Below are 12622 nucleotides of genomic sequence, written 5' to 3'. Positions count from 1 at the left end.
GTTTTCTCATATATTGTATCACAAAGCATCACTCATATTCACTTAATCAGTTTTCAGATTTTTGAGTAGTTATTTCAACTATTTTTATAAGCTGTTCTGCTAGAAGATTTAAAGCATTAATTGACATACGTTCTTCAGTTGTATGTATGTGTTCGTAACCTACACCTAAGATGACAGTAGGTATACCCAATTGATTAATTATATTACCATCAGATCCCCCGCCAGCCATAACTGTGTTCGGTGTTAATCCTAATGCAATTGCGCTGGCTTTAGCTACGTTAGTAACAATGGCATCTTGTGAAATTTTAAAGCCAGGATAACTATTAATAATTTCAACTGTAGCTGAGCAACCATATTTTTCTGCTGTTTCTTCAAAAACAGATTTCATATGAGCTACTTGAGCATTTATACTTTCGTCTGAATGTGATCGAGCTTCAGCCATAAGTGTTACTTTGTCAGCTATAATGTTTGTTGCAGACCCGCCTTCAAAACGTCCTATATTAGCTGTCGTATATTCATCTATTTGACCTAATTTCATCGCACTTATAGCTTTAGCGGCAATACTAATCGCGCTTACACCCTTGTTAGGTACACTCGCGTGAGCCTTTTTGCCATGAATTGTAGTATTGATTTTCATTTGTGTGGGAGCATTGATAACAGTTGTTCCTACGTCTACACTTGCATCGATAGCATAGCCGTATTTAGCATCGAGTAAAGATGTATCTAATGCTTTTGCCCCTTCCAGACCAGATTCTTCCGAAACAGTAAGTACAAATTGAATCTTACCATGTGCTATGTCTTGTTCAGTTAATATGTAAATTAATTCTAAAATAGTAGCTAATCCAGCTTTATCATCAGCACCTAAAATCGTAGTTCCATCTGAATAGATATAACCATCATCTTTAACTATTGGCTTTACATTAATCCCCGGCACAACTGTATCCATATGACTTGTGAAATAGATATTATCTATATTGTCATCATTTGTCGTTGCTTCTAATGTGCAAATTAAATTATTTGCTCCCAAATTTTCAAGTTGCCCAGCATTGTCTTCATCTACCTTTAACCCTAAGTTTGCAAATTTAGATTTGAGTAACTGTTGAATTTCAATCTCATTCCCACTCTCAGAATCAATTTGCACTAATTCCAAAAAAGTAGCTAGGAGTCGTTGTTTATTTATCATTTGAAAATCCCCATTCCATTTTTTATATACTTTATGTTTAAGTGTAACGAAATGTGTCCGTAAGCAAAACTAATATGTTTCAATTCTAGAGGATTCATATGATATAATATTATTATAAAATAGTTTAAAATTGAATATGTTGTAATTGAATTATATTGATATTTACAGTGTGCTTTATCTATTTTTTAATTCCATATTCTAGATTTGGAGGAATCATCTGTGAGTAACAACAAAGTTTTAAGAGTTATTATTATAGTTATGTTAGTAGCTATTATACTTGCACTGGTATTGACAAGCGTTGTTCCATTAGTGAATTAATCATAATGGATTTTGAAAGTATCACTTTTTAACTAAACTTTATTTTATTATTTAAAGCGATAAATCACTAATATATGCATAGTCGAAGAATACAGTTACAAAAATGAATAAAAGCCATACAAAATCCTTAAATTATAAGAATTTTGTATGGCTTTTATATTTAGGTTGTTGTGATTTTAGAATCATTATGTAATCTTAATGATCCAAATTGTGATTTTAATAATAAATATGATTCAAGTTCATTTAAAAGTTGTAATAGGTTTGCACGCGTTCGAAAAGCTTCATGTGATGTAGGTAAGTCTAATTCATTTAATTCTATTCGAATTTCATATAACGAATGCAATCTTAACGCAGTATAATCATTACTATTTACATTTGTTCCTACTTCAGCAAATAAATTAGATATTTTGGATAATAAGCAATCTTTGGTTTCAATATTTTGAAGGATTAGAGCCATTCTTCGTAATAGTTCTAACTGTTCTTCCCGCATATCAAAATAATGATAATAAGAATTTTCATTTCTAACATAGTGATTCTTAACATCTCTAAATGCGATTGATTTAGCTTTGCGAATTGTAACTTTTAACTTTTCAAAAGATATATCTAAGCTGGGATTTGGATTTTTACAAGCTTTACTGAACATTTGAAAAATTTCAGTAAATTGATTTTCAATCTGTTGTTTATATTGTTTTAAATTACTATCTAAGCTTGGCATAATAACGTTCATTAAGAATGCGATGCCGAGCCCAACAATTAATAAGATAATTTCATTGAAAAATAAATCCATGTCAATCGTTTTAGCATTGAAAACATGAAGTAAGATAACACAACTTGTAACAACACCTTCTTGAACTTTAAATACAACAGTTAAAGGAATAAAAAGAAGTACAATAATACCTAAAACAATTGCGTTTTGTCCTAATAAATAAAAAACAATAGAGCCAAGTGCAAGTATCATAAGACAAGATACAAAACGAGATACAATTGCTTGTAGTGAATGAACCTTTGTATGTTTAATACAAAGAACCACTAAAATGGCACTAGATGCAAAATTATCTAAACCGATTAATTTTGCAATAATAATACCTAGTGCCATTCCAATTGCAGTCTTTATCGTTCTAAATCCGATGCGGTATGGATTCAAACGTGTCATGTGTTAGTCCCTCTATTTTTCGTCACAATAAGTGTCGAATGTGTTTTGTAATTGAGTGATGACATCCATTACGTCATGACCTTCAATTTGGTGACGTTCTACCATTTGAGCAATTTTACCATCTTTGATTAATGCAAATGATGGACTTGATGGTGCATAACCTTCAAAATAATCTCTTGCTTGTTGTGTTGCTTCTTTGTCTTGACCAGCGAATACAGTTACAAGGCGGTCAGGAGTTTTATCGTAATGTAGAGCATGTGTTGCTGCTGGTCTAGCGATACCTCCAGCACAACCACATACTGAGTTAACCATCACAAGTGTCGTTCCTTCTTGCTGTAATACTTTATCTACTTCTTCTGGAGATGTTAATTGCTCATATCCAGCTTGTTCTATTTCATTTCTTGCTTGATTAACAACATCAGTCATATATAAATCAAAATTTAAATCCATATTAACGTCACCTTTCATTTCTGAATTATTACTTTTATTCTACTAATATATGCGCAATACTTCAACATGTGTGATTATTATATATAATAATATTGCTTAAATTCATAAAAATTATATCGTGAACAGTTGATAAAACATATGTTAATTCAGCAAATTAAATGAAAAATGAGTGTGAAACTTTAGTCTCACACTCATTCTACAGAGTTAAATATATTAATATATGCTTGTATGTTCAATTGAATATTGTTCAATACGTGTTTTTACAAAATTCATGAATCTACCTGCTTGAAGGCCATCTAAAATACGATGATCAATCGATAGACATAAATTAACCATATTGCGAATTGCAATCATATCATCAATTACGACAGGTTTTTTAATAATAGATTCAATCTGCAATATTGCTGCTTGAGGATGGTTGATGATACCCATAGATGAAACAGAACCAAATGTGCCTGTATTATTCACAGTAAACGTACCACCTTGCATATCGTCAGAGCGTAATTTTTTGTTACGCGCTTTATTAGCAAGCTCATTAATTTCACGGGCAATACCTTTAATTGATTTCTCGTCTGCATTTTTAATTACAGGAACATATAATTTGTCTTCATCTGCGACAGCTATAGAAATATTTATATCTTTATGCATAACAATTTCTGAATCTGACCAGCTACTATTTAACAGTGGGTACGCTTTTAAGCCTTCTGCAACAGCTTTTACGAAAAATGCAAAGAAAGTTAAATTATATCCTTCGCTATCTTTGAAGCTTTGCTTATGATAATTACGTGTTTTCACTAAATTTGAAGCGTCCGATTCTACCATCATCCATGCATGTGGTATTTCATTAACACTATTTACCATGTTTTGAGCGATTTGCTTACGAACGCCATTAACTGGAATTGATGATCCTGGAGAAGGTTCATTGTAATACGCTTGTTTTGTAACTTTAGGTGAATCTTTAGGTGCTACAACTGTTGAAGGCGTTTTGTTTGTACCTTTTTTAATTACTTTTTCAATATCTTTTTTCGTAACTCGACCTTCAAACCCAGTACCAATCACTTCAGATAACTCGATTTGATTTTCTGAAGCAAGTTTAAATACCACTGGTGAAAAGCGACCATTGTTTTTAGGTTTATTTTCATTTGAAGTATTATTCACATTATCATCTATGTCATTTGAAGCAACATCTTGAGCTTCATTAGATTCTGTTGCTTGATGTGTAATTGGGTTGTTCGTTTTCTGAGATTCATCACCTATATCAACAAGACATATGACTTCATTTACTGCTACTGTTGCGCCTTCTTCTACTATAATTTCTTTAATTGTTCCAGAAAATGAAGACGGCACTTCTGCTGTCACTTTATCAGTGATGACTTCGCATAATGGATCATATTCTTCAACTGTGTCTCCTACAGATACAAGCCATTGTTCTATTGTTCCTTCATGCACACTTTCACCGAGTTTAGGCATTTTAATTTCCATGATTGTGCCTCCTTAAAATTCTGCAAGTTCTCGCATTTTAATTTTTATCTTATCTGGATTGATCATAAACTCGTCTTCAAGAGTTGGTGCAAATGGCATTGATGGAACGTCTGGTCCAGCAAGTCTCATTATAGGTGCATCTAAATCAAATAAACAGTTTTCAGATATAATCGCAGATACTTCAGAAATAATACTACCTTCCAAGTTATCTTCTGTGACTAATAATACTTTACCAGTCAATTTAGCACGTTCAATAATTGTTTCTTTATCTAAAGGATAAACTGTTCGCAAGTCAACAACTTCTACATTAATTCCATCTTCAGATAACATATCTGCTGCTTGAATACAGTAATTTACACATAAGCCATAAGTGAACACAGTAATATCATCGCCCTCACGTTTAACATCCGCTTTACCTATAGGTACAGTATAATAGTCTTCTGGTACTTCTTCTTTTAGTAAGCGATATGCCTTTTTATGTTCAAAGAAGAGCACTGGATCATTCGTCTCAATTGATGACAATAGTAAACCTTTTGCATCATAAGGTGTAGAAGGAATAACAATAGTCAAACCAGGTGTCGATGCAAATATCGCTTCAACACTTTGCGAATGATAAAGCGCACCATGAATTCCCCCACCAAACGGCGCACGAATTGTAATCGGACATTGCCAATCGTTATTGGAACGGTATCTCATCTTAGCAGCTTCACTAATGATTTGGTTTGTAGCTGGTAAAATATAATCAGCAAACTGAATTTCAGCAACAGGACGTTTACCTAACATTGCAGCACCTATACTTGTACCAACTATATTAGATTCTGCTAATGGTGTGTCTAATACACGCGCTTCACCATATTTTTCTTGTAATCCTAAAGTGACGCCAAATACGCCACCTTTTTTGCCAACATCCTCTCCTAATACGAAAACGTCGTTATCTTTTTCCATTGATTGGTCTAGCCCTTGTTGGATGGCTTCTAAATAGAATAATTTAGCCATTGTTTGAGCCTCCTTCTTCATAAACATGCGTATAAGTTTCTTCTGCTGATGGATAAGGTGCTTGCTCAGCTTCTTTAGTTGCTTGATTGACTATTTCTTTATGTTCTTTCTCTAAATCATCTAACCAGTCTTCATCAATAAAACCTTCTTCAAGTAAAAATGCTTTAAATTTAAGGTTACAATCTAAAGATTTAAGTTCATCACGCTCTTCTTTTGGACGATACTTATCATCATCATCAGATGAATGAGCAGTCATTCTTGTACACATAGCTTCAATAAGTGTTGACCCGCCACCATTTAAAGCGCGTTCTCTAGCTTCTTTCATTACTTTATACATAGCTATTGGATCATTTCCATCCACATGCTCACCATGTATTCCATAGCCAATAGCACGGTCAGAAAGTTTTTCAGCACCATATTGAAGTGAATCAGGAACTGAAATCGCGTATTTATTATTTTCGATTACACAAATAAACGGTAATTTATGTACTCCTGCAAAGTTCAAACCTTCGTGAAAATCACCTTGGTTTGAACTGCCTTCACCGACAGTTGTCATTGCTATGTTCGGTTTCTTATCCATTTTCAAGGATAAAGCAGCACCAACAGCGTGTAAAATTTGAGTTCCTACTGGAGAACCTTGAGAAAGCATGCCTATGTCACTTTGACCAAAATGAGAAGGCATTTGTTTTCCACCCGAGTTGATATCATCACGTTTACCAAAAGCAGCTAACATAGAATTTAGTGGTGTCATACCTAAATAAGTTACAAGTGCTAAATCTCTATAATAAGGTGACGAAATATCACCTTTTTGCATAGCGTAAGCCATACCTATTTGTGTTGCTTCTTGTCCTTGGCAGCTAATGACAAAGGGGATTTTGCCTGCACGATTTAGTAGCCACATACGTTCATCTATTTTACGACCTAAGTCCATCCATTTGTACATTGCTTGTAGGTCTTCTTTTTCTAAGCCTACTGATTTATAATCAAACATTTTATTGCCTCCTTATTAAACGTGAATCGAGCTATTCTCAACTTTTAATCCTAATTCCATTAGTACTTCAGAAAGAGAAGGATGTGCATGGGTTGTTAAACCAAGTTCTAATGTTGAACCATTCATAAATTGGAATAAAGATACTTCATTTATCAGTTCTGTAACATGAGGTCCAATCATATTCAGTCCTAATACAGTATCATTTTCTTGATCGATTACGACTTCACAAAAACCACTTTGATTTCCTGTTTCTTCAATTACCGCTTTACCAATTGCTTTAAACGGCACTTTTACGGCACGTGCTTTAATATTTTCTGCTTTGGCTTGTTCTATATTTTTGCCAATACTCGCTACTTCAGGTTTACTATAAACACATCTTGGCATTTTTAGATAATCTACCGGTAGTGGCGATGATTCAAACATATGTTCGATAGCGGTGATCCCTTCTTTTGAACCCACGTGTGCAAGTTGCAATTTACCAATACAATCACCAGCAGCGTAAATATGCTTATCTTCAGTTTGTTGATATTCATTGACGGTGATATGGTTTTTATCAGTCAGCTTGATTTTAGTATTGTTTAGTCCGATATCATCAGTATTCGGTTTACGACCTATCGAAACAAGAGCCTTATCGAATGTAATTGATGCATCATTCAGTGTTATTGTAATTTTATTTTCATCAATTATAATATTTTCTTCACCTAGTTGCGTATTTTCATAAAACATTACGCCGCGCTCAGTTAATTCTTGTTTTAATACTTTTGCTACTGATTTACTTTCAGTTGGTAGAATACGTTCTCCAGCTTCAATCACTGATACATCGACACCAAAATCTACAAGTAATGAGGCAAATTCTAAACCAATTACACCACCTCCAACAATTGCGATAGAACTTGGTAGATGCTCAAGATTTAAAATATCGTCACTAGATAGGACGATATTATGATCAAATGGCAAAAATGGTAGTTCCATTGGTTGAGAACCAGTACAAATCAACACGTTATTATTAGGGATTAACTCTGACTCACCATCTTCAAATTCTACTGAAACAGTACCACTTTGTGGTGAAAATATTGAAGGTCCTAATAAACGACCCGTACCATTAAATACATCTATTTTATTATGGTCCATTAAATGTTTCACACCGTTAAATATTTGATTTACGACTTCATGTTTACGTTCCTGAACGCGTGAAAAGTTCAATTTAAAATCGTTTATATCAACGCCAAATTCACTTGAATTTTTAACTGTATGCATAACTTCTGCTGATTTTAAAAGTGCTTTTGTCGGGATACATCCTTTATGTAAACAAGTGCCTCCAAGTAATGACTTTTCTACAAGTGCAACTTTTTTGCCAAGTTGAGATGCTCGGATTGCCGAGACATAACCGGCTGTACCTCCGCCTAATATTACTAAATCATATTTTTCTACTGACATGCTTGCACTCCTAACTATAAACTTTAGCACTTTCTATACCTTCTAAAACAAGCGATGTGCGAGTCGCTAAAGCATCCATTTCTTTTTCACCGGGATAAATTGTTACTGGTGCTATCCAATCGTCATAAGATTGAATTAAGGATGTTAGTGTTTTATTATAACTCAGTCCTCCAGTAAGGATGACTTGATCAACGTTTCCTTTAAAAACGATTGCGCGTTCGCCAATCGCCTTCGCGACTTGATATGCTAAAGCATCAAACGCTAGTTTTACATCATTATCTGATTCATATTTAAGTGATAACACTTTTAAATCATTTGTATTAAACATATTAATAAATCCACCTTTTTTGCTCAAAAAGTGATTCATTTCTTGCGGTGTAAAATTGCGTTTATAGCCATATTCATATAACAAATCATTTGGTATCGAACCTGCACGTTCAGGACTAAAAGGACCTTCGCCTAGCAAGCCTTCATTCACATCAACGACAAGACCCTGTTTATGTGCCCCAACAGTTATACCACCACCCATATGCGCAACAATAACGTTAACATGTTTATATGTTCTATTGGATGTATTTGCATATAAGCTTGCAACAGCTTTTTGGTTTAATGCATGAAAAATACACCTTCGTTTTATATCTTTAATACCTGTAACTCTAGCAATATCCATTAATTCATCTACAACTACAGGATCAATTGTAAAAACAGGTATTTGAAGATCTTGACTTAATTCATAACCGATAACACCACTTAAATTAGATGCATGGTTACCGTATTTAAATGTTCGAAGATCATTATACATCGTTTCGTTAATTGTATAGACACCGCCACGTATAGGTTTTAATAATCCTCCTCTACACGCAATTCCATCAAAGTCGCTAAAATTTACGTCAGCTACTTTTTTCACAAAATGTTCAATTTCAAATCGTCGATGTTTGATTTGCTCTATCAGATTTAAGGAAGTAATTTCAAAATCATGCCGTATTGTTTCGTTATAATTGCAATACGCATCTGTGTAAATAGCAACCTTAGAAGATGTGCTTCCTAAATTAAGCACTAAAATTTGAGACATTGCCTCACCTTCTTTATTGAAAATAAAATAGAAAGTATTAACTCTATCTGCTAAGAGAACATAGTTTATTTATTATTATGCAACGGCTAGTTTACAAGATTCAAATTTGAAATAAGTAGTCAATATTGAAAAGTCATCGCACATAAAAGGATTATATTAAACTATTTATAATATCCACTTATATTTTACATCAAATAGACAAAATATAAAATTAATAACCTATTTTTAATCGCAACAAGTAAAATGAGGCTTTCATAGCAAGGTTAATTTAAAACTTTTAGGGCTAACAACAATGAATCGAGTTTATTTTGTTTATTATCAGCTCTAGAAGTAAGTACAATTGGGAATTTTGCGCCTAAAACTAGACTTGCTACACGTGCATCAGCAAAGTATGTGAATGATTTGTATAACGCGTTGCCAACATCAATATGTGATACAAGTAATGCATCTACGTCACCAGCTACAGTAGACTTAATATTTTTCTTAATAACACTTTCCATGCTTATCGCGTTATCAAAAGCTAGCGGACCGTCAACAATTAAATAATCATCCCAATCTCTATTAAAAATATTTTTGATTTTTTTAGAATCTGTAGAAGATGATATTTTTCTTGTAACTTTTTCGACAGATGATAATAAACCTACTTTAAACTGTTCATAACCTAATGCCTTACTAAATAGCGATAAATTTTTAATGATTTTTCTTTTTTCTTCTACTGAAGGTGAAATGTTTAAAGCAACATCACTCATCATTAATGTTTTATGATAATTCGGTATATCGAAACATGCGACATGACTTAGAAAACCATGATTTTCTATGAAATTTTTATTACTTAAAACAAAAGATAATAATGAGGAAGACGTTAAATTACCTTTCATTAATATCGAAACTTTTCCGCGTGATAAATCTTGTGCACATTGTTTAAATAATTCATTTTCATCTTCAAATGTATAAATGTGAATTCTGTTTAATAATCGTGCATCTATATTAAAAGATCTTATGATTTCAGTTAAATCATGTGTATCATATAAGAACACTTCTATATCTGTTAAAGTTAGTGCTTCTGTCACGACTGAGAGCATCTTTTCATCATTTGCATATAAAATGGCTATATTACCCTTTAAAGTTGTAGTCGGATTAATTAAATGTTGATATTGCATGAAAACCAACACCTTTCCATATAAGTAAAGTAGTATTTATACGTTCGCATTATTAATCATTAAGATGATTTTGTTCTATCATTTCCTTAGCATTTTGACGCGTAAGCTCAGTAACACTAGCTCCGGAAATCATTCTTGCTACTTCATCAATACGTTCTTCACCGGATAATTCTTTAACATGAGTAGTAGTTCTATCATCTTTAGAAGTTTTACTAATAAATAAATGTTGATCACTCATTGTAGCTACTTGTGGTAAATGAGAAATGCAGATTACTTGTATGTGTTGTGCTAGGTCTTTCATTTTCTGAGCCATTTTTTGTGCTGCTTGACCTGAAACACCAGAATCTACTTCATCAAATAAAATAGCTGTTTGACCTCTTGTTTTTACAAAGATTGTTTTGAGCGCCAGCATAATTCTAGATAATTCTCCTCCAGAAGCGATTTTATTTAAGCTTTTAAGCGGTTCACCTTTATTAGGACTAATTAAAAATTCTACAAATTCAATGCCTTCACGGTTAGGTGCAACTAAAGGTTTAAAGGAAATTTCTAAGTTCGCGTCCTTCATTTGTAAGTTTTGAATTTCATCCACAATATTGTCTCGCAGCGACTGAGCTACAACACGACGTTCTTGAGATAATTTTTTACCTAATCTGAAAACTTTATCATAAAGTGATTCTATTTCTTCACGTAATTGTGACGTACTCTCTTCGTAATTCTCAATTTTGTTGATTTCATCGTCCAATTTATCTTGATAGACAATGAGTTCACTAATATCTTTACCATATTTACGTTTCAAGCTATTTAATACGTTCATTCTAGCTTCTAGTTCATTAAGATATTGTTCGTCAAATTCAGTATTTGTGAGTTCATCATATAGCTGATGTTTCGCATCATCTAAGGTGTAATAAAATTGATCTACATCTTCTTTAAGTCGATCATATTTATCAGGCAAGATATCACTAATTGACTGAAGTTGATTACTTAACTCATACAAACGATCGGTAATTGCATGTTCATCAGTTAATGTTAGATGTGCATTGTTTAGAGCTAAGCTTAAATTTTCAGAGTTTTGAATGCGTTTAATGTCTGTTTCAAGTTGTGAAACTTCTCCATCAGTTAATTGTGCTTCCTGTAATTCCTCATATTGAAATTTAAGTAAATCTAGTCGCTGAAGTAGTGCTTGATCTGCAGTTTCCAAATCTTCAAGCTCTTTCTTTTTAGCTCTATATTGATCAAAAGTAGATACATAATCATCAAGCAAAGGTTTATATGTATCCTCTGCATAATTATCTAATAATTGTAAATGATATTTTTGCTTTAATAATGATTGCGTTTCATGTTGACCATGTATATCTAACAATTCTTGCATTATTTTTCGCAAGTCTTGTAGTGTAACAATTTGATTATTAACTCTACACATACTTTTTCCAGAACTAAAGATTTCTCTTTTAACTAATAAAAAATCTTCGTCTATATCAATTGATAAATCACGTAAAATGGAAATAGCTTCTTTACTTTCATCGATGTCAAAGATACCTTCAATAATTGATTTCTTTTCACCATGCCTTACATAATTTGAAGAAGCACGCATGCCAATGAGTTGACCAATTGCATCAATGATGATAGATTTTCCTGCGCCTGTTTCACCACTTAATACTGTTAAGCCCTCACCAAAATGCACTTCTAATTCATCAATGATTGCAAATTGCTTAATAGATAAAGTTTGTAGCATCCTTATATCACTTCCTTATACTTATAATAAATTAAAGATGCGTGTCTTAATTTTTTCGCTCGCAGAATCATCTCTACAGATAATTAAACAAGTATCATCACCACAAATAGTCCCTAAAACTTCTTCCCAGTCAATTTGGTCTAAAATTGCACCGATTGATTGAGCATTACCAGGTAATGTTTTTAGAACTAGTAAATTGCCTGTTCCATCAATGTTTACAAAAGAATCCATTAAATATCGACCTAATTTTTCTAAAGGATGATATTTTCGATCATTTGGCAAACTATAGACATATTGTCCTGCAGGCGTCGGTACCTTTATAAGTTGTAATTCTTTAATGTCTCTTGAAACTGTTGCTTGAGTTACATTCAATTCGTACTCATTTAAACGCTTTACCAATTCATCTTGTGTTTCTATCTTTTCATTTGAAATAATTTCTCGTATCTTTATATGTCTCACTGATTTTTTAGCCATGTATAGCACCTCTATAAACGAATATTTATACATTTATTTTACCACAAGCATGTGAATTCTACTACTAAAGTTAATTCGAAATATCGTTAAATATATTACGTTAATTATGCTATATATCAGTAAAATGACACTATAAAGCATACATATAATTGTTGTGAAAATTTAGTATATTAT

At 32.7% G+C, this 12622-nt stretch carries 12 protein-coding genes; 1 reads left to right on the top strand and 11 read right to left on the bottom strand.

Annotated features, from left to right (window positions below; genetic code table 11):
- Window positions 1–46: 46 nt before the first annotated feature.
- The gene (locus tag SOJ_RS07870; protein ID WP_002507536.1) at window positions 47–1183 is read right to left on the bottom strand and encodes a M20/M25/M40 family metallo-hydrolase; all 1137 of its coding nucleotides are present in this window, start codon (window positions 1181–1183) and stop codon (window positions 47–49) included.
- 219 nt (window positions 1184–1402) lie between these two features.
- Here SOJ_RS07870 and prli42 point away from each other — a divergent pair, with 219 nt between their 5' ends.
- Window positions 1403–1501, top strand: coding sequence for a stressosome-associated protein Prli42 (prli42, locus tag SOJ_RS14395; RefSeq protein ID WP_002512439.1), 99 nt, complete (start codon window positions 1403–1405; stop codon window positions 1499–1501).
- A 160-nt stretch (window positions 1502–1661) separates the two neighbouring features.
- Here the strand turns inward: prli42 and SOJ_RS07865 are convergent, their stop codons facing one another.
- The 10 genes from SOJ_RS07865 to ahrC form a co-directional block, all read right to left on the bottom strand.
- A complete protein-coding gene (locus tag SOJ_RS07865; protein WP_002507535.1) occupies window positions 1662–2654 on the bottom strand; it encodes an aromatic acid exporter family protein in 993 nt (330 codons plus the stop codon).
- A gap of 12 nt (window positions 2655–2666) precedes the next feature.
- Window positions 2667–3104: a bacilliredoxin BrxB gene (gene brxB / locus SOJ_RS07860; RefSeq protein WP_002507534.1), complete on the bottom strand. Its 438-nt coding sequence runs from the start codon at window positions 3102–3104 to the stop codon at window positions 2667–2669.
- A 213-nt stretch (window positions 3105–3317) separates the two neighbouring features.
- Window positions 3318–4586, bottom strand: a complete 1269-nt coding sequence (locus SOJ_RS07855; RefSeq protein WP_002507533.1) for a dihydrolipoamide acetyltransferase family protein — start codon at window positions 4584–4586, stop codon at window positions 3318–3320.
- A 12-nt stretch (window positions 4587–4598) separates the two neighbouring features.
- Window positions 4599–5582 carry an alpha-ketoacid dehydrogenase subunit beta gene (locus SOJ_RS07850; RefSeq protein ID WP_002507532.1) on the bottom strand — a complete coding sequence of 328 codons (984 nt, stop codon included), beginning with the start codon at window positions 5580–5582 and terminating at the stop codon, window positions 4599–4601.
- Window positions 5575–6573, bottom strand: a complete 999-nt coding sequence (locus tag SOJ_RS07845; RefSeq protein ID WP_002507531.1) for a thiamine pyrophosphate-dependent dehydrogenase E1 component subunit alpha — start codon at window positions 6571–6573, stop codon at window positions 5575–5577. Before SOJ_RS07845 ends, SOJ_RS07850 begins: the two co-directional genes overlap by 8 nt.
- Before the next feature lie 15 nt (window positions 6574–6588).
- Window positions 6589–8010, bottom strand: coding sequence for a dihydrolipoyl dehydrogenase (gene lpdA / locus SOJ_RS07840; protein WP_002507530.1), 1422 nt, complete (start codon window positions 8008–8010; stop codon window positions 6589–6591).
- A 10-nt stretch (window positions 8011–8020) separates the two neighbouring features.
- Window positions 8021–9082: a butyrate kinase gene (gene buk / locus SOJ_RS07835; protein ID WP_002507529.1), complete on the bottom strand. Its 1062-nt coding sequence runs from the start codon at window positions 9080–9082 to the stop codon at window positions 8021–8023.
- Between the two features lie 263 nt (window positions 9083–9345).
- Window positions 9346–10242, bottom strand: coding sequence for a phosphate acyltransferase (locus tag SOJ_RS07830; protein ID WP_002507528.1), 897 nt, complete (start codon window positions 10240–10242; stop codon window positions 9346–9348).
- A gap of 52 nt (window positions 10243–10294) precedes the next feature.
- Window positions 10295–11974 (bottom strand): DNA repair protein RecN, encoded by a 1680-nt coding sequence (recN, locus tag SOJ_RS07825; protein ID WP_002507527.1) that lies wholly within the window; start codon window positions 11972–11974, stop codon window positions 10295–10297.
- A gap of 21 nt (window positions 11975–11995) precedes the next feature.
- On the bottom strand, window positions 11996–12448 hold the full coding sequence (gene ahrC / locus SOJ_RS07820) for a transcriptional regulator AhrC/ArgR (protein ID WP_002507526.1): 453 nt from the start codon (window positions 12446–12448) through the stop codon (window positions 11996–11998).
- Between the last annotated feature and the right edge of the window lie 174 nt (window positions 12449–12622).

Origin of the sequence: Staphylococcus sp. OJ82, assembly GCF_000294465.1 — a bacterium.
Classification (GTDB): domain Bacteria; phylum Bacillota; class Bacilli; order Staphylococcales; family Staphylococcaceae; genus Staphylococcus; species Staphylococcus equorum.
Note: the sequence above shows the minus strand (reverse complement) of the source record. Positions and strands in the feature narration are given on the sequence as shown.